Source organism: Streptomyces sp. NPDC031379, assembly GCF_055569615.1.
In genome coordinates, this window is record NZ_JBVIIT010000010.1 from 1 (window position 1) to 17,737 (window position 17,737).

At 72.9% G+C, this 17,737-nt stretch carries 17 protein-coding genes; 6 read left to right on the forward strand and 11 right to left on the reverse strand.

Features of this window, described 5'->3' with window-relative positions; genetic code table 11:
* Nucleotides 1–101: 101 nt before the first annotated feature.
* From ACZ5CW_RS16150 to ACZ5CW_RS16170, 5 genes are all read right to left on the reverse strand, one after another.
* Nucleotides 102–980: a serine hydrolase gene (locus tag ACZ5CW_RS16150; RefSeq protein ID WP_468601609.1), complete on the reverse strand. Its 879-nt coding sequence runs from the start codon at nucleotides 978–980 to the stop codon at nucleotides 102–104.
* Complete coding sequence (locus tag ACZ5CW_RS16155; RefSeq protein WP_468601611.1) at nucleotides 878–1,096, reverse strand: hypothetical protein; 219 nt, start codon at nucleotides 1,094–1,096, stop codon at nucleotides 878–880. Before ACZ5CW_RS16155 ends, ACZ5CW_RS16150 begins: the two co-directional genes overlap by 103 nt.
* Nucleotides 1,097–1,205: 109 nt before the next feature.
* Nucleotides 1,206–1,745: a DUF4232 domain-containing protein gene (locus tag ACZ5CW_RS16160; RefSeq protein WP_468601613.1), complete on the reverse strand. Its 540-nt coding sequence runs from the start codon at nucleotides 1,743–1,745 to the stop codon at nucleotides 1,206–1,208.
* Nucleotides 1,746–1,772: 27 nt separating this feature from the next.
* Complete coding sequence (locus ACZ5CW_RS16165; RefSeq protein ID WP_468601615.1) at nucleotides 1,773–3,641, reverse strand: trypsin-like serine peptidase; 1,869 nt, start codon at nucleotides 3,639–3,641, stop codon at nucleotides 1,773–1,775.
* 155 nt (nucleotides 3,642–3,796) lie between these two features.
* Entirely contained in the window at nucleotides 3,797–5,005 is a 1,209-nt protein-coding gene (locus ACZ5CW_RS16170; protein WP_468601617.1) for a pyridoxal phosphate-dependent aminotransferase, read from the reverse strand.
* Nucleotides 5,006–5,092: 87 nt separating this feature from the next.
* On the opposite strand from ACZ5CW_RS16170, the gene ACZ5CW_RS16175 reads away from it, so the two are divergent.
* Nucleotides 5,093–5,719, forward strand: a complete 627-nt coding sequence (locus tag ACZ5CW_RS16175; RefSeq protein ID WP_468601619.1) for a winged helix-turn-helix transcriptional regulator — start codon at nucleotides 5,093–5,095, stop codon at nucleotides 5,717–5,719.
* A 66-nt stretch (nucleotides 5,720–5,785) separates the two neighbouring features.
* On the opposite strand, the gene ACZ5CW_RS16180 is transcribed toward ACZ5CW_RS16175, so the two are convergent.
* The 3 genes from ACZ5CW_RS16180 to ACZ5CW_RS16190 all read right to left on the reverse strand — a co-directional run bounded on the left by ACZ5CW_RS16180 (nucleotide 5,786) and on the right by ACZ5CW_RS16190 (nucleotide 9,457).
* A complete protein-coding gene (locus tag ACZ5CW_RS16180) occupies nucleotides 5,786–6,586 on the reverse strand; it encodes a hypothetical protein (RefSeq protein ID WP_468601621.1) in 801 nt (266 codons plus the stop codon).
* Entirely contained in the window at nucleotides 6,586–7,848 is a 1,263-nt protein-coding gene (locus tag ACZ5CW_RS16185) for a VWA domain-containing protein (protein ID WP_468601623.1), read from the reverse strand. Before ACZ5CW_RS16185 ends, ACZ5CW_RS16180 begins: the two co-directional genes overlap by 1 nt.
* Nucleotides 7,849–7,918: 70 nt before the next feature.
* The gene (locus tag ACZ5CW_RS16190) at nucleotides 7,919–9,457 is read right to left on the reverse strand and encodes an IucA/IucC family protein (protein ID WP_468601625.1); all 1,539 of its coding nucleotides are present in this window, start codon (nucleotides 9,455–9,457) and stop codon (nucleotides 7,919–7,921) included.
* A 108-nt stretch (nucleotides 9,458–9,565) separates the two neighbouring features.
* On the opposite strand from ACZ5CW_RS16190, the gene ACZ5CW_RS16195 reads away from it, so the two are divergent.
* From ACZ5CW_RS16195 to ACZ5CW_RS16205, 3 genes are read left to right on the forward strand one after another with little or no spacing between them, the layout of a single operon-like run.
* Nucleotides 9,566–11,071: an IucA/IucC family protein gene (locus ACZ5CW_RS16195; protein WP_468601627.1), complete on the forward strand. Its 1,506-nt coding sequence runs from the start codon at nucleotides 9,566–9,568 to the stop codon at nucleotides 11,069–11,071.
* A gap of 21 nt (nucleotides 11,072–11,092) precedes the next feature.
* A complete protein-coding gene (locus ACZ5CW_RS16200) occupies nucleotides 11,093–12,007 on the forward strand; it encodes a HipA family kinase (RefSeq protein WP_468601629.1) in 915 nt (304 codons plus the stop codon).
* On the forward strand, nucleotides 12,004–12,285 hold the full coding sequence (locus ACZ5CW_RS16205) for an Rdx family protein (RefSeq protein ID WP_468601631.1): 282 nt from the start codon (nucleotides 12,004–12,006) through the stop codon (nucleotides 12,283–12,285). The genes ACZ5CW_RS16200 and ACZ5CW_RS16205 overlap by 4 nt, the downstream gene beginning before the upstream one ends.
* Before the next feature lie 3 nt (nucleotides 12,286–12,288).
* On the opposite strand, the gene aceB is transcribed toward ACZ5CW_RS16205, so the two are convergent.
* Nucleotides 12,289–13,914, reverse strand: coding sequence for a malate synthase A (gene aceB / locus ACZ5CW_RS16210; protein WP_468601633.1), 1,626 nt, complete (start codon nucleotides 13,912–13,914; stop codon nucleotides 12,289–12,291).
* Nucleotides 13,915–14,098: 184 nt separating this feature from the next.
* Nucleotides 14,099–14,707: a nucleotidyltransferase family protein gene (locus ACZ5CW_RS16215; protein ID WP_468601635.1), complete on the reverse strand. Its 609-nt coding sequence runs from the start codon at nucleotides 14,705–14,707 to the stop codon at nucleotides 14,099–14,101.
* Between the two features lie 143 nt (nucleotides 14,708–14,850).
* Here ACZ5CW_RS16215 and ACZ5CW_RS16220 point away from each other — a divergent pair, with 143 nt between their 5' ends.
* Complete coding sequence (locus ACZ5CW_RS16220; RefSeq protein WP_468601637.1) at nucleotides 14,851–15,165, forward strand: DUF5955 family protein; 315 nt, start codon at nucleotides 14,851–14,853, stop codon at nucleotides 15,163–15,165.
* A gap of 166 nt (nucleotides 15,166–15,331) precedes the next feature.
* Here the strand turns inward: ACZ5CW_RS16220 and ACZ5CW_RS16225 are convergent, their stop codons facing one another.
* Complete coding sequence (locus ACZ5CW_RS16225; protein WP_468601639.1) at nucleotides 15,332–16,126, reverse strand: IclR family transcriptional regulator; 795 nt, start codon at nucleotides 16,124–16,126, stop codon at nucleotides 15,332–15,334.
* Between the two features lie 272 nt (nucleotides 16,127–16,398).
* Here ACZ5CW_RS16225 and allB point away from each other — a divergent pair, with 272 nt between their 5' ends.
* Entirely contained in the window at nucleotides 16,399–17,736 is a 1,338-nt protein-coding gene (gene allB / locus ACZ5CW_RS16230; protein WP_468601641.1) for an allantoinase AllB, read from the forward strand.
* Nucleotide 17,737 lies beyond the last annotated feature (1 nt).

Genomic DNA, 17,737 nt, shown 5'->3' on the forward strand with positions numbered 1-17,737 from the left:
CCGTCGCCCGCCTCCACATCGGCCTCGGATCCGAGGAATCCCTCAGCCAGACCGACAAGAAGGCCAGCTTCTACTACAAGGACCTCCTCGTCTGAGCGAGGTCACAGGGCGTCCGCCGCCCGCAGGACGGACCGCGCCAGGCGGCCGTTCTCCACGGCGGCGCCCACCCCGGAGGGGAAGGCGAACCGGCGCCGGGTGCAGCCGTAGGCGATCTGGGTCTCCGGGTCCGCGAAGCCCAGCGAGCCGGTCGCCCCGCTGTGCCCGAAGGTGCCCTCGCCGAGGAACGGATAGATCCCGGCGAGGTGCTCGAAGCCGAGCGCGAAGTGGTCCGTGGAACCGGTGACCAGGTCCGGGCCGCCGGGCGTGCACAGCCCGCCGAAGAGCGCGGCCGTCTCCGGGGTGAGCAGGGGCGGCCTGCCGTCCACCGTGCTGACGGCGGCCGCGTACAGGCCGGCGACCCCGCGCGCGTTGCCCACCCCGCCCGAGGACGCGGGACCGAGGGCCCGTACCCGGGGGTGGTTGCCGAAGGCCACGAGGTCGGTCGGCTCGGCCCCGTGCGCGTTGAAGGCGATGCCCCGGACGCTGTCCGGCGCGGCCGCCCGCTCCTTCAGCCGTGCGGCCTCCTCGGGCGTCGGTACCAGCGGCTGGACCTCCACCCAGCGCGCCTCCGCCCCGGCCGGCAGGCCCAGGTGGTGGTCGAGCCCGTGGGGCGCCCGGACACGCTCCTCGTACACCTCCTGGAGCGTCCGGCCGGTCACCCGGCGCACCACCTCGCCGGTGAGCGCACCGATGACGAAGGCGTGGTAGCCGTACCCGCTCCCCGGCTCCCACAGCGGCTTGCGGCCGGCCAGCCGGGCGGCGATGAGCCGGTCGTCCGTCAGCTCCTCGACCGTGAAGGCCTGTTCCGCGTCGCCGACGCACCCTTGGCGATGGAGTACAGGGTCGTCAGGGAGTCCCCGTCGATGCCGTCGCCGCCCCACAGGTCCACCACGCGCAGCCCGTGCCGGGACACCACCCACTGCGCGCCCGGATCGTCCCGCTCCTCGGCGAGGACCGCCGCGAACTCCTCGCGAACGCCCTCGAATCCCTCGGCCACCGTGCCGTGTACGTCGATCGGTATGCGTTTTCCCCCTGTCCCGTGATCACCTCGGGGTCCACCGACAGGACGGATCCGCCCGTCATTCCCCGGCGGCGCCGCGAAGTCCTCAGGAAGCGTCCGGCGTCGGCCGCGGAGGCCGCAGGGTCATGGTCTCCCCGCACGCGTCGATCGCCGTGGTCCTGCGGTGCGCGTCCACGACGGGGACGACCGTACGGTCGGAGTCGCGCGGGGCCCAGAGCACCGCCTCGCTCTGCCGTACGCAGTACGCACCCGCGCCCTTCGCGCCGCGGGGCGTGTACCGGAGGTCCACGGTCACGCCCGCCTTCCCGGGCACGGAGAGGGACGCGGGGTGCCCCGCGCCGGCACCGTCGATGGTCTCCGCCTTCCCGTTGTGGATCTCCACGCCCGGATAACCGTCGAACACGCAGGTGCCCGGGCCCTTGTTGACGGCGGTCAGCCGCGCGTTGGGCCGCTCCCCGTCCTTGTCCGTGCCGTCGAGCACGGTCAGCGTCCACTTCAGCGAAGTGGTCCGGCACGGCGGTACGGCCGCGTCGGATTCGGCGGTGGTGGTGGTGCCGCAGGCCGTCAGGGCCAGGCCGGCCGTGAGTGCGGCGAGGCCGCCGGCCAGTCGAGTCGTCGCTCGCATCGTTCCCCCTGGAAGATGTGCGGTCGGTCAGGTGCCGGGGTGGACCAGCGTGTGCTCGGTGCCGAGGGCCCTGGTGCGCGTGTCGGCGTACAAGGTGGTCTCCCCGTCGGACCAGCGGACGATCAGGTCGTCGGCCACGTGGTCGGCGGTGAGGTCGCCGGCCGTCATGACCTGGGCGTGCTCCCACAGGCCGTTCGGGCCGCGCATCCGCACCTTGGTGCCGAGCTTGGTGGCAGAGGTGCCCGCGTAGGTGTCGAGCGCGCCGTCCGCCCAGCGCACGAGAACGTCCCAGCGGGCCGTGCGGCCGAAGTTCCCGCCGGTCAGCAGGGCGGCCCTGGTCCAGGTGCCGTTCGCCGCGCGGAGCTGCTTGACGGTGCCGAAGGTGCCGGCGCCGACCCCGGTGTGCACGGTCACATGCCCGTCGGACCAGCGGGTCAGCAGGTCGGTGGCGCCCTTGGTGCCGTGGAACTGACCGGCCGTGAACTGTACGGCGTTCTTCCAGCCGGAGCGGGGGCGTGCCATCCGGATCTCCCGGCCCAGGCCGGAGGCGTCGAGGTCCGGGTACAGGGAGACCTCGCCGTCGGACCAGCGCACCAGCAGGCCGGAGCGACCGGTGCCGGTGAAGTTCCCGGCGGTGACGGTCCGGACGTGCGTCCAGGTGGAGTTGGCCTTCCGCACCCGCTTCTCGGCGCGGAAACCACCCTCGCCGTCGCCGGGATGGAGGGTGACCCCGCCGTCGGACCAGACCACGAGCAGGTCGCCGCGCCGGTCGCCGGTGTAGTCGCCGGAGGTCAGGAGGGCGGCCTTGCGCCAGCGGGTCGCGCCGCCCGCCAGCTTCTCTCCCAGGCCCTGGTACGGCGGCAGGTCGGCGGGCGGGGTCCGGTCGGCCACGGCGTAGCCGAGGAGGTCGGCGGCGTCCGCGCCGAACGCGGGGGCGTAGCTGATGTAGTCGACGTCGGCGTCGTTGCCGCCGCCGTTGTAGCCGCCGAGGTTGCCGATGACGTGGCCGGAGCGCGCGTCGTCCTTGTAGTCGGTGATCCACGGGCTGCCGGACACACCGCCGTAGTAGCCGCCGCACGTCATCGACATCTGCCGGTAGCCGCGCAGTTGCTTCGTCGGCACGGTGCACTTGACGGCGCGTCCGGCGCCGTTGTGCCGGTGCGCGGGGTATCCGACGACGGTGACCTTCTGGTGGGTGTAGCCGGAGGGCCGGGTGAAGGTCAGTCCACCGCCCACGGCGTCCTGGAGGGACGTGCCGTGCTGGTTGGCCGAGACCCGGGCGAACGCGGTGTCCAGATCGGACGAGGCCTTCTTGGTGGTCGCCGAGCCCCGGTCGGGCGTGTAGCGCGGGTCGGTGAACACCCGCTGGATGTGGAAGACGCCGTACGGCTGCTGGTCGGGGCCCGCGCCCTTCACGAACCGCGGCACGAAGAGGTAGTCGCTCCTCATGTTCAGCGCGCAGTGGGCGGCGGTGAGGACGATGTTGCGCGCCGGGGTGTCGAGCACGCTGCCGGTGCAGTGCCAGGTGGTGCCGCTCGGCCCGTCGGAGCCGAAGAACGTCCCGACCAGCCGGGTCCCCTTGAACATCGTGCCCTGGGGCCGGCGTGCCGCCGCGCTGCCCGGCCGCACCGGTTCGGACGGCGTGCGGCGCAGCGCGTCCAGCGGCTGGGCGTCCGCCATCCGCTCGGCGGTCCAGAACCGTGCCGCGTCCCGGGCCTCCTGCCCGGCGGAGGCCAAAGACGGTGCGGACGAGTCGGCCGGTGCGGCCGGAGGTGGCGCGGGCGCGTCGGCCCGGGCCGCTGGGGCCGAGACCCCGAGCGCCGCCGCGCACACGGCGGCGACGGCCGCCCGGCGCCCGCCGCCGTACGCGAACAGGCGTCTTCCGTACGAGAACAATGGTGCTCCCCCTGATCGATGGAACCGGACCGGAGGGAACGGCGGTGCGGTGCGACGCTGGTCAGGCGTGCACCGGCGGCTCGTGCCGGCCGTCCTCCGCGACGGTTCCCCCGGTCATGGGGGGTGATCTTCGCACAGACGCGCGAAACGGGCCACTACTGCCGGTATCCGCCGAGGAACCGTCCGATCCGGCCGATCGCCGCCTCCAGGTCGTCGGCGTGCGGCAGGGTGAGGATCCGGAAGTGGTCGGGGGAGGGCCAGTTGAAGCCGGTGCCCTGGACGACCTGGATCTTCTCCCGCAGCAGGAGGTCGAGGACGAACTTCTCGTCGTCGTGGATCGCGTGGACCTTGGGATCGATGCGCGGGAAGGCGTACAGCGCGCCCTTGGGCTTCACGCAGGACACCCCGGGGATCTCGTTGAGCTTCTCCCACGCCACGTTCCGCTGCTCGTACAACCGTCCGCCGGGCACGGTGAGTTCACGGACCGACTGGCGGCCGCCGAGCGCGGCCTGGATGGCGTACTGGGCGGGCGCGTTGGCGCACAGGCGCATGGAGGCCAGCATGGTCAGGCCCTCCAGGTAGTCCTTCGCGTGCTGCCTGGGGCCCGTCACGACCAGCCACCCGGAGCGGAAGCCCGCCACCCGGTACGTCTTCGACAGGCCGCAGAAGGTGAGGACCACCAGGTCCGGGGCGAGCGCGGCGGCCGAGTGGTGGACGGCGTCGTCGTACAGGATCTGGTCGTAGATCTCGTCGGCGAACACCATCAGGCCGTGCCGGCGGGCGAGGTCCAGGATGCCCTCGACGACCTCCTTCGGGTACACCGCGCCCGTCGGGTTGTTGGGGTTGATGATGACCACGGCCTTCGTCCGGTCCGTGATCTTCGAGGCCATGTCGGCCAGGTCCGGGTTCCAGTCGGCCTGTTCGTCGCACAGGTAGTGGACCGCCTTGCCGCCCGCCAGCGTGGTCACGGCCGTCCAGAGGGGGAAGTCCGGTGCGGGGATGAGGATCTCGTCGCCGTCCTCGACGAGGGCCTGTACGGCCATGGAGACCAGCTCCGAGACACCGTTGCCCAGGAAGACGTCGTCGACGTCGACTTCGAGGCCCAGGTTCTGGTAGCGCTGGGCGACGGCCCGGCGGGCGGAGAGGACGCCGCGCGAGTCCGTGTAGCCGTGGGCCTGCGGCAGCATCCGGATCATGTCCTGGAGGATCTCGTCCGGCGCCTCGAAACCGAAGGCCGCGGGATTGCCGGTGTTCAGGCGCAGCACGCTGTGCCCCGCCTCTTCCAGCGCGTTGGCGTGCTCGATCACCGGGCCGCGGATCTCGTAACAGACCTCGCTGAGCTTGTTCGACTGCCGGAATTCCATGCGCCGCTTCCCCTCCGCCATCTGGTGTTGCTTGGTTTTACCAAGTTAGAGCTTGGAAAGTCCAACAACGCGTCTAGACTGCGTCGCATGTCACCTCGCCGAAGCTACGACCAGTACTGCTCCGCCGCCCGCGCCCTCGACCTGGTCGGCGACCGCTGGACCCTGCTGATCGTCCGGGAGTTGCTCGCCGGTCCCCGCCGCTACACGGACCTGCACGCGGACCTGCCCGGCGTGAGCACGGACGTACTCGCCTCCCGGCTGAAGGACATGGAACGCGACGGACTCGCCACCCGACGGAGGCTGCCTCCGCCCGGCGCGGCGTACGTGTACGAACTCACGGCACGCGGACAGGAGTTGCTGCCCGTGCTGCAGGCGCTGGGGACATGGGGCGAGGGGGAACTGGGGGAGCGGCGGCCGACCGACGCGGTGCGGGCGCACTGGTTCGCGCTGCCGCTGCTGCGGGCCCTGGAGGGGGAGGGCGTGGTCGAGGTGCGGCTGGACGAAGGGGAGTTCCACCTGCGGACCGGCGCCGGGAGCGGGCCGGTGTACGGCGACGGGCCCGCGCCCGGCGAGGCGGAGGCACGGCTCGCGATGGACGCGGCGACCTGCGAAGCCGTCGCCCGGGGGGAGCTGGACCTGCGGGACGCGGTGCGGGCCGGACGGGTGACGGTCACCGGCGACGGCACACTCGCCGAAGCACTGAGACAGGCATGACCGCTCACCGGGCACCGGGCGAAAAGGGGAAGGCCCGCCGGTGGGCGGGCCTTCGTCGACGTCGGCTCACACGTTCGGTGGCACACGGGGCGGCCGCCCCGCTCCCCGCGTCAGCGCGTACCCGCCGATACCGGCGAGCGCGGCCAGGACGCCGCCGATCGCCGTCCACACCCAGCGGTCGGACCACCAGCCGGAGGACCAGCCGTCGTCCGAGCCGAAGCTGGACAGCACGGCCGGCTTCGAACCGTCCTCGTCCTTTTCGGACTTGACGGCGATCCCGGGGACGAGCGGCTTGCCCAGCGAGCCGTCCACCGCCGCCGCGCCGCCGATGTCCTTGGAGTCGACGCGGACCTCGGCGCTCACCGGCTGGCCGAGGTCGGAGGCGCCGAGGCCCACCACGGTCAGCCGGATGTAGTACGTGCCCGGCAGCGGGTCGTCGGCCCACGGCTCCGACCAGCCGCGCACCGTGCGCAGCACACAGGCCAGCTCCACCGAGGAGGAGCCCTGTGCGGCGGTGCGGGTCTGGGCACCGTACTGGCAGGCCTGGCGGCGCCGCAGCCCGTCGTACACGTCGAGCTGCCAGGTCTGCGAGCCGTGCGTGTCAGGGAGCTTCACCGTCGCCTTGACGGTGGGACGCTGCCCGGTGTCCGCCGGGAACGACCAGTACAGGTAGTCGCCCGTGGAGCCCGACGCGGTGGCCTGCTGGCCCTGCTCGATCTCCGTGGCCGTGCGGAAGGAGGTGCCCGCCCGGGTGGGCGCCCTGCCGTCGTCGGAGGCGCTCGGGGAGGGCGAGGAGTCGGCGGCGGCCGGCCCGGCGGCCAGCCCCAGCGCCAGCAGCGCGGCGCCCAGCGTTCGTGTGATGCGCATCAGTTCGTCCTCCAGACCGCGAGCCGCCAGCGCGACAGCCAGCCCCACAGCAGACCCGCCACGAAGCCGACCAGCACCAGGGCGCCCAGCAGCCACCAGCCGCGGCCGAGACCGAAGGCGGCCACGTCGTGGTGTCCCGACGGCCCGTCCACGACGTCGACGGTCAGCTCCAGCGGCAGACCCGGCGTGGTCTTCACGCCCGCGGCCGCCGAGAACGCCTGGGTGACCTGCAGGCACACGGTCTCCGTGGGCGCCGTGTCGTCATCGCTGTCCGGCTTCGGATACCGCAGCCCGGTGGAGATCACATCCGTACGGCCGTTGCCCGCCGCCTCACCGCGCACGATCTCCCGACCGTGCGAGGTGACCGCCCGCAGCAGCACCCCGTAGTCCGGGTCGACGGCCCGGTCGTCCGCCACGCTCACGGAGGCGCGCAGCTCCTGGCCGGGGTCGACCTCCACCTTGTACCAGCGCTGCTGCCCGAACTCCACACGGTCGGTGTACAGGCCGGACTTGAGCGCCGGCGCCTTCTCGCACCGGTCCGCGCCCTCGGCCGCCACCGGCGTGACCACCGGATCGGCAGCCCGGTCGACCAGCTGCCCCACCCGGTCGCTCAGTTCCTCCTTGTGCTGCACGGAGGTGTAGGTACCGCCGGTCGCGTCCGCGATGCAGCTGAGCTGGTCGCGGGTCTTGGCGTCCGGCACCAGGCCGAGGGTGTCGATGGTCAGCCCGATGCCCTTGGCCGCTATCTCCCGCGCCACTTCGCACGGGTCGAGCGGCTGGCAGGTGTCCTCGCCGTCGCTGATCAGCACGATCCGGCGGGTGCCGGCACCGCCGTTCAGGTCGTCCGCCGCCTTCAGCAGGGCGGGTCCGATCGGCGTCCAGCCGGTCGGCGCCAGCGTGGCCACCGCCGTCTTCGCCTCGGTCCGGTTCAGCGGGCCGACCGGGTAGAGCTGCTCCGTGTCCTTGCAGCCCTCCTTGCGGTCGTCGCCGCGGTAGTTGGCGCCCAGGGTGCGGATGCCGAGTCGGACCTCTTCCGGGGTCGCGTCCAGCACCTCGTTGAAGGCCTGCTTCGCCGCGGCCATCCGGGTGCCGCCGTCGATGTCCCGGGTGCGCATGGAACCACTGACGTCCAGCACGAGTTCGACCTTGGGAGCGGCCTGCTCGGTCTCGTCGGCGGCCGCTCCGGCGGGGAACGCGATCCCGGCCGTCAGGGCGGCGAGGAGGGCACAGACTCCCGCCGCCAGCCGTTGTCTTCTGATCATCGCCGGATCCTATTGATCAGATGTACTCCGCTTCAAAACGGCAGGTCGCGCGAGGCGGGATGACATGACGTCAGCTCGGTACCGGGAACGGGGCCGAGCGGGGGTGGGGCAGGGTCGTCCAGAGGTCACCGCCGTGGCCGGGTGTGAGCCGCATCAGCGTCAACGCCTTGACCGGCAGCGGACCTTCGCGCAGGACCGCCAGGTCCGGGGAGCGGGGCAGATCGGGCAGGGCCGCCTCCAGGGCCGCGGCCAGGGCAGGGCCCGAGCCCGCCGTGCCCGCCAGCGCGCCCGCCACCAGGGAGCCGAACAGCTTGCGCCGCAGGGCGGTTTCGTCGTCGGTGATCAGGCGTCCGGTCAGCGCGGGCGGGGTGATGCCGTGGCGGGCCAGGCGGGCGGGGCTGATGCGGATGTCGGCGAGGTCGCGGTAGACGAGACGCAGCGGGGTGCCGTCGGCCGACAGGATCACCAGGAGGTTCTGCCCGTGGGCCTCCAGGGCCACCCCCAGGTCCAGCAGGCGCAGGCCCACGGTCAGCGCCAGGCGGGCGAAGCCGGCCAGCCAGACGGCGGAGCCGGGGAGGCCGGTGGTGGCCAGCGCGGCCACCGGCAGGACCTGTTCGCCCGGTGCCGCGTACGTCTGCGGCGACTCCCGCAGCAGTGCGGCCAGGTCGGGGGAGCCGGCGGTGGCCGCGCCCAGGGTGCGGGTGACGTGCAGCAGCCCGTCGGTGCGCGCCGCCAGCTCCGTCGCGAGGGACGTCAGCGCCGCGGACGCCTCGACGGAGTACGAAGAGATGTCCCGCACCGAGGACGTCAGCCGGGCGCTCAGCGCGGTCTTCACATGCGGGCCGCCGGGCAGGGCCAGGGTGCGCAGGGACATCAGCGGGTGCGCCGACCGCCAGGGGGCGCACGACCGCTTCAGCACATGGGCCGCCTGCCAGGGATGCACCGGCAGCAGCAGCCGGCCGCCGTCCCGCAGTTCCGCCGGCCAGTCCCCCGACACCAGGCACTCCGCCGCCGGCACCGGCACCGTCCCCAGCTCCACCGACGGCCGGTGCTCCGGCCCGTACGCCAGCTGGTCCGCGGCCGAGAATCCGGGACGCGCGCGGCAGTTCGGGTGGAACGGATGGCCGTCCACCACCCGCTGCTCCCATTCCCAGTCTTCCCCCCGGCCTTCGGCCGGGGGGACCCCCACCGGCCACTCCTTCGGGTGATCGGCGCCCGCCCGGGACAGTGCCAACGAGGCGGTGCTGTCGGCCAGTTCGGCGGCGAAGGACGACGCGTGCGGCACCGCGAGGCCGGCCATCAGCCGCGCCGGGTCGTCGTAGCGCTCCTGGCCCAGATACACGGCCGTGACGTAAGCGCCGGTCGCGTAGGGATCCGCGTGCGGCCCGTGCAGCGTCCTGCCGTCGGCCAGCCGCAGGGCGAGGCCGTGGGCCCCCTCGCCCCGGTCGGCGACCCATGGCAGGGGCTCGTGCGCGAGCGCCCGCCACAGGCGGGTCAGCACGGCCGCGCGGGCGCCCGGCAGCTCGGCCCGGTACCGGGGCAGCAGGCCGGGCCGCACGGCGGCCAGCTCCGCGGCCAGCCCGTCGTCGGCGGTGGGGGAGTGGGACACGGTCGGCTCCTCGGGTACGGGCACCACGGCACGATGGTCAGGGACGACAGACATATGGTCGGGGACGACAGACATACTGAGCGGGATCGGGCCCAGCACGAAGAACGAATGGATCGCGTGGACCTCAACCCCCCCACCGACACCGTCGGCCGGCGCGCCGACGCGTACGCGGCCGCCCCCCTGCTCAACTGCCTGCTGCGGGAGGTGGCCCGGCAACTCCCCGGCCACGACGGGGAACGGCCGGTCTACCGGCTGCCCGGCAGCGGCCGGCTCCTGCGGGTGCGCGGCGGCCGCCGGCCCGCCGGCCCCGAGGTGCACACCGCCGGGGCCTGGCACCCCGTCGGCCACACCGAACTGGTCAAACTGGTCGCCGACGAGCTGCGCCGGCACACCGGGCTGCCGGGCGGCGACCTGCCCGCCGAGATGATCGACAGCCGGGAGGCCGTCGCCGCCCTGCTCACCGCCCGCGAGCGGGCGGCGGCCCCCGCGGACCCGTACCTGCGCTCCGAGCAGTCCCTGCTCACCGGCCACCCGTATCACCCGGCCCCCAAGGCGCGCGGCGGCGGTCCCGTCGCGTCCTGGCTGCCCTACGCCCCCGAGGCCCATGCCCGCTTCCCGCTGGTGCTGCTCGGGGTCCGCGAGGACCAGGTGGCCGAGGAGGGCGACACCCGTGCCCTGGACGCCCTCGGCACCGCCCCGCCCGGCTACCGGTTGCTGCCCGCCCACCCCTGGCAGCTCGCCCTCGTCGGCCGCGACCTCGCCCCGGCCTTCGCCGACGGCCGCCTGCTCCGGCTCGGCACGACCGCCTTCGACATCTGGCCGACGGCGGCGGTGCGTACGGTGTACGAGCCCCGGCGCGATCTGTTCCTGAAGTTCAGCCTGGACGTGCGCATCACGAACGACGTCCGCCGCCTGTGGCGCCACGACCTGCGCCGGCTGCGCCGCACCGACCTCGCCGCCGAGCACGCCTTCGCGGCGATGGGCCCGCCCGCGGCCTGGCTCAGCGACCGCGGCTACCGCACCGCCGCCTTCGCCTTCGAGGAGCTGGCCGTCCTCGTCCGGGACGGTCTGCGCGGCCACCTGCTGCCGGGCGCCACCCCGCTGCTCGCCGCGGGCCTCGCCGAGGGCTTCGACGGCAGCCCGCTCGCCGCCGCGGCCGATCCGGCGGCCTGGTGGGAGGCCTACCTGCGCCAGGTCGTCCCGCCCGCCCTGACCGCCTTCGGCGACCACGGGGTCGTGCTGGAGGCCCACCTGCAGAACACCCTGGTCGCCGTGGACGCGGCCGGAACGCCCGTACAGGCGCTGTTCCGGGACGCCGAGGGCGCCAAACTGCTGCCGGAGGTCTCCCGGGCCGCCGGCTGGGAGCGGCTGGTGTACTGCCTGGTCGTCAACCACCTCGGCGAGATCGCCGCCGCCCTCGCCGAACACCGTCCCGGCTTCGACCCCTGGCCCGCCGCCCGTCGCGAACTGGCCCGGCACGACCTGCCCGAGATCCCCGCCCTGCTCGCTTCGCCCACCCTGCCCGGCAAGACCAACCTGCTGCTGCGCTGGACCGGCGCGGACGGAGCGGCGGCCCGCTACCTGCCCCTGCCCAACCCGCTGGCCGGCGGGTGACCGTGTTCTAGGCTGGCGGGTGTGCTGCGCGACGTGACTGCTGTTCGATACGTGACCCCGCTGCGGTCCGGCGGCTCCGTCCCCGGAGTCGTCGAGGCCGACGACCTCGGCACGTACGTCGTGAAGTTCACCGGTTCGGCACAGGGGCACAAGGCGCTGGTCGCGGAGGTGATCGTCGGGGAACTCGCCCGTGCGCTCGGCCTGCGCTTCCCCGAGCTGGTCCTGGTCCACTTCGATCCGGCCGTCGCCGCCGGCGAGCCGCACCAGGAGGTACGGGAGCTGCACGCCGCGAGCGCCGGCGTGAACCTCGGCATGGACTACCTGCCGGGGGCGCGGGACTTCACCCCGGACATCGCGAGGTTCTTCGAGGTGGACCCGCTGGAGGCCGGCCGGATCGTCTGGCTGGACGCGCTGACCGTCAACGTGGACCGCACGGTGCACAGCTCCAACCTGATGGTCTGGCCCACGCTGGGTACCGCGCCCCCGCGCCTGTGGCTCATCGACCACGGCGCCGCCCTCGTCTTCCACCACCGCTGGGACACCACGACCCCCGGCAAGAAGTACGACTTCCGGCACCACGCCCTCGGCCACTACGGCCCCGACGTACGGGCCGCCGACGCCGAACTGGCGCCCCGGGTGACGGAGGAGCTGCTGCGCGGGATCGTCGCCGAGGTGCCGGACGCCTGGCTCGCCGAGGACGCCGGGTTCGCCACCCCCGACGACGTCCGGGACGCCTACGTCGCCTACCTCCTGGCCCGTGTCCGGCTCTCGCCCGAGTGGCTGCCCACCGACTTCCCGACCCGCGAGGAACTCGCGGTCGAAGAGGCCGCCCGCGCGGCGAAGACGCAAGCGGGCCGCCCGGCCTGGCTGAAACGGGTCCCCGACCTGCACGGCAAGCCGGCGGCGGAACAGGATTGGTCGGTGCACCTGACATGACAGATGGGCAGCGGGTCCAGATCGAGTACTGCACCCAGTGCCGCTGGCTGCCCCGCGCGGCCTGGCTGGCGCAGGAGCTGCTCACCACCTTCGAGGCCGAGCTGACCGAGCTGGCTCTGAAGCCCGGAACCGGCGGCGTCTTCGTCGTCCGGGTGAACGACGAGGTGGTGTGGGACCGCCGTGAGCAGGGCTTCCCGGAGCCCACGGCGGTCAAGCGCCTCGTACGCGACCGAGTGGCCCCGGGCAAGCCCCTGGGCCACTCGGAACGCTCGGAGTAGGCGTCAGCCGGCCAGCTGCTCGTACGCCGGCAGGGTGAGGAAGTCGGCGTAGTCCTCGTCGAGGGACACCTTCAGCAGCAGGTCGTGCGCCTCCTGCCAGTGCCCGGCCGCGAAGGCCTCCTCGCCGATCTCCTTGCGGATGCCGTCGAGTTCCTCGGCGGCGACCTTGCGGGCCAGCTCGGGCGTGGCCCTGTCGCCGTTCTCGAACTCGACGCCCGCGTTGATCCACTGCCAGATCTGGGAGCGGGAGATCTCGGCGGTGGCCGCGTCCTCCATCAGGTTGAAGATGGCGACCGCGCCGAGCCCGCGCAGCCAGGCCTCGATGTACCGGATGCCGACCTGGACGGCGTTGACGAGACCGTTGTACGTCGGCCTGGCGTCCAGCGAGTCGATCGCGATCAGGTCGGCGGCCTCGACGTGCACGTCCTCGCGCAGCCGGTCCTTCTGGTTGGGCTTGTCACCGAGGACCTTGTCGAAGGACTCCATGGCGATCGGGACCAGGTCGGGGTGGGCGACCCAGGAGCCGTCGAAACCGTCGCCCGCCTCCCGGTCCTTGTCGGCGCGGACCTTCTCGAAGGCCACCTTGTTGACCTCGGCGTCCTTGCGGGACGGGATGAAGGCCGCCATGCCGCCGATGGCGTGCGCGCCGCGCTTGTGGCAGGTGCGCACGAGGAGTTCGGTGTACGCCCGCATGAACGGGGCGGTCATCGTCACCGCGTTGCGGTCGGGGAGGACGAACCTCGCCCCGCCGTCGCGGAAGTTCTTCACGATGGAGAACAGGTAGTCCCAGCGGCCGGCGTTCAGGCCCGAGGCGTGGTCGCGGAGTTCGTAGAGGATCTCCTCCATCTCGTACGCGGCCGTGATCGTCTCGATCAGCACGGTGGCGCGGACCGTGCCCTGCGGGATGCCGACGTGCTCCTGCGCGAAGACGAACACGTCGTTCCACAGCCGGGCCTCGAGGTGCGACTCGGTCTTCGGCAGGTAGAAGTACGGGCCCTTGCCGAGGTCCAGCAGGCGCTTGGCGTTGTGGAAGAAGTACAGGCCGAAGTCGACGAGGGCGCCGGGCACCTGGCGGCCGTCGGCGTCCACGAGGTGGCGCTCGTTCAGGTGCCAGCCGCGCGGGCGCATGACGACGGTCGCCAGCTCCTCGGCCGGGCGCAGGGCGTAGGACTTGCCGGTGCGCTCGTCCGTGAAGTCGATGTTCCGCGTGTAGGCGTCGATCAGGTTGGCCTGGCCGAGGATCACGTTCTCCCAGGTGGGCGCGGAGGCGTCCTCGAAGTCGGCGAGCCAGACCCGGGCGCCCGAGTTGAGCGCGTTGATGGTCATCTTGCGGTCGGTCGGGCCGGTGATCTCGACGCGCCGGTCGTTCAGCGCGGCCGGGGCCGGGGCGACCTTCCAGGAGTCGTCCGCACGGATGGCGGCCGTCTCGGGGAGGAAGTCGAGCGTGGAGGTGCGGGCGATCTCGGCGCGTCGTGCGGCCCGGCGGGCGAGGAGCTCGTCACGGCGCGGGGTGAACCGCCGGTGCAGCTCCGCCACGAAGGCGAGCGCCGCGTCCGTGAGGACCTCTTCCTGCCGGGGCAGGGGCTCGGCGTCGACGATGGCCAGCGGGGACGGCGCTGGTGCGGACATGAGCTGTCACTTCCTTCAGCGGTGGCACCGGGTGCCAAGTGGCACGAATAGGGCAATCAGCGCCGACTGTGCGGGCAGGCGCTTCTGAACAGTGGATAGTAGTTTCCTCATCGTGGAACTTCAATGGTTTGTTGATGTCGAGATTCTCTGAGTCGAGGCAAGGTGGCGCCCAGTGCCACCCCGTTCACTCAAGGTGGCTCAGGTCGGCCTCGGTGTCGATGTCGTACGGCTCGGCCACGTCCGCGCACTCCACGAGCCGGATCGCCGCCGCGTGCTCCTTCAGGTAGGCGCGTGCCCCGCGGTCTCCGGTGGCAGTCGCCTCGATGCCCGCCCAGTGGGCCGCGCCGAAGAGCACCGGATGCCCGCGCGTCCCGTCGTAGGCGGCCGAGACCAGCGAATTCTCGCCCTCGTACGCGCCGAGCACCCGGGTCACCGCCGCGGGCCCGATGCCGGGCTGGTCCACGAGACTCACCAGGGCCGCGCGCACGCCCGTACCGGCGAGCGACGCCAGCCCCGCACGCAGGGACGAACCCATTCCCTCGGCCCACTCCGGGTTGTCCACGAGCACGCAGCCGCCCAGCTCGGCGCGGTCTCTCACCTCGTCCGCCCGGGCGCCCACCACGACGTGGATCCGCCGGCAGCCGGCCGCGCGCAGCACGCCGACCGCGTGTTCGACCAGGGGCCGCCCGCGGTGCTCCAGCAGCGCCTTGGGCCGCCCGCCGAGCCGCCGGCCCCCGCCGGCGGCGAGCAGCAGCCCGGCGACATCCTCCCGATGATCCTGGTTGTGCGTCATGGGTCCTGCATACCCGACGACGGCGGAAGCGCCCGGATTTCCGGTGCCGATTCCGATGGGCTGAATTTCGGTCCGCGCTGTGGCGCTCCCGCACGGGGTGGCGTTTACTGACCCGCGCACGACGGCGTGTCAGGGGGAGGGCTGTGTTGCGGAGCTTGGGGCAGAGGCCGGTGACCGGCAGCGACGAGGACCCGAGGGTGACGGAACTGCGGACCGCCGTGTCCCGGCTGCGCCGCGAACTCGCCACGCTCCCGGCGGAGTTCCCCGACCGGGCCATAGCCGAGGACGAACTGGCGGCCCTCGCGGCGATGGCGGCGGGCGGTCTCCCCGAGACCCCCCGTCTGCGCCGCTCCCTGTTACTGATCGCGGGCGCGATCGGCTCGGTCAGCGCGCTGGCGCAGGGTCTTTCGGGGGTCCGGCAGGCGGTGGACCTGTTCGGGGAGCCGTCGCGGGGCTGAGCGCGCCTGTCCAGGGGGGAGAGCTGCGCGACGGGAAGGACCGGGTCGAGTCGGGGCTCCGGCGAACCGTGCGACTCGAGCGGGTGGGCCGGCTCCGGGGCGCGGGGAACCGCGCGAAAGGCGACCGCGGGCCCGCGGCCGCCGCTCCTTCGGCGGTCCCCTCTCCTCAGGCGCCCGAACTGGCCAGCGCCTGGGACAGTTCCAGGGCGACCTGCTGCAGCACCGGCACGATCTTCTCCGTCGCCGCCTCCGTGACGCGGCCCGCCGGCCCCGAGATGGAGATCGCGGCCGCCGTCGGGGAGTCCGGCACGGACACCGCGAGGCAGCGCACGCCGATCTCCTGCTCGTTGTCGTCGACGGCGTACCCCGCCTGCCGTACGTCCTCCAGCGCCGCCAGGAAGCCCTCCGGCGTGGTGATCGTCTTCTCCGTGGCCGCGGGCATCCCGGTTCGGGTCAGCAGTGCCCGCACCTCGTCGTCCGGCACCCCGGCCAGCAGGGCCTTGCCCACTCCGGTCGAGTGGGGCAGCACCCGCCGGCCCACCTCGGTGAACATCCGCATGGAGTGCTTGGACGGCACCTGTGCCACGTACACGATCTCGTCGCCGTCCAGCAGCGCCATGTTCGCGGTCTCGCCGGTCTCCTCCACGAGCCGGGCCAGGTACGGCCGCGCCCAGGTGCCGAGCAGCCGGGAAGCGGACTCGCCGAGCCGGATCAGCCGCGGACCGAGCGCGTACCGCCGGTTCGGCTGCTGACGGACGTACCCGCAGGCGACCAGCGTGCGCATCAGCCGGTGGATGGTGGGCAGCGGCAGCCCGCTGGTCGCGGACAGCTCGCTCAGGCCGACCTCGCCGCCCGCGTCCGCCATGCGCTCGAGCAGGTCGAAGGCGCGCTCCAGGGACTGGACCCCGCCTCCGTTGGAGGACTTGGCGGAGTCGGTGGTGCTGGCGCTGGACGTCGGCACGGCGCGTTCCTTTCGGGGCTGGCGGAGGGCAGAAGCCTACCCGGCAGCCGGTTGACTCCCCGCTTGTGCGTAGCTACGTTCTGCCTGCTGGAATTCTAATTCCGCGTTGTGGAAACGTCCAGAGTGGGGGCGGGTGTCCTGCTGTCCGGAAGTGTGCCCCTTGACGGCGGAGAAGTGGGAGTGAAGACTCCTTCAACAGAACGTTGAATTCCGTTACGTGGGTGTAAATCCCGTTTCGCGGACGTAAAACGGCGGTACAGAGAGGGGTTCGGGTGTCCGACGCTGAACTGGTGCTGCGCTCGACGCGCGTCATCACTCCGGAAGGGACGCGGGCCGCCACGGTCGTCGTGTCCGCCGGGAAGATCACGGCTGTTCTGCCGTACGACGCCGAGATCCCGGCCACGGCCCGGCTGGAGGACGTAGGCGACCACGTCCTGCTGCCCGGCCTGGTCGACACCCACGTGCACGTCAACGACCCGGGCCGCACCGAGTGGGAGGGCTTCTGGACCGCCACCCGCGCGGCGGCGGCCGGCGGCATCACCACCCTGGTCGACATGCCGCTCAACTCGCTGCCGCCGACCACGACCGTGGATCACCTGCGGGTGAAGCGCGAGGTCGCCGCCGACAAGGCGCACATCGACGTCGGCTTCTGGGGCGGCGCCCTGCCCGACAACGTCAAGGACCTGCGCCCGCTGCACGACGCCGGTGTCTTCGGCTTCAAGGCCTTCCTGTCCCCGTCCGGCGTGGACGAGTTCCCGCACCTCGACCAGGACCGGCTCGCCCAGTCCCTGGCGGAGATCGCCGGGTTCGACGGGCTGCTGATCGTGCACGCGGAGGACCCGCACCACCTGGCCGCCGCCCCGCAGCACGGCGGCCCCCGGTACGCCGACTTCCTCGCCTCCCGCCCGCGCGACGCCGAGGACACCGCCATCGCCGCCCTCATCGCGCAGGCCCGGCGGCTGAACGCGCGCGTGCACGTGCTGCACCTGTCCTCCAGCGACGCGCTGCCGCTGATCCGCGCCGCCCGCGCCGAGGGCGTCCGCGTCACGGTGGAGACCTGCCCGCACTACCTCACCCTCACGGCCGAGGAGGTCCCGGACGGCGCCAGCGAGTTCAAGTGCTGCCCGCCCATCCGCGAGGCCGCCAACCAGGACCTGCTCTGGGAGGCCCTCGCCGACGGCACCATCGACTGCGTGGTCACCGACCACTCGCCCTCCACCGCCGACCTCAAGACCGCCGACTTCGCCACCGCGTGGGGCGGCATCTCCGGCCTCCAGCTGAGCCTGTCGGCGATGTGGACCGAGGCCCGCGAGCGCGGCCACGGCCTGGAGGACGTCGTCCGCTGGATGTCCACGCGGACCGCCGCCCTGGTCGGCCTGGCACAGAAGGGCGCCATCGAGGCCGGCCGCGACGCCGACTTCGCCGTCCTCGCTCCCGACGAGACCTTCACCGTCGACCCGGCCGGCCTCCAGCACCGCAACCGGGTCACCGCGTACGCCGGAAAGACCCTGTACGGCGTCGTGAAGTCCACCTGGCTGCGCGGCGAGCGCATCGTCGCCGACGGCGAGTTCACCGAGCCGAAGGGCGCGCTGCTCAGCCGCCCCCAGTGAG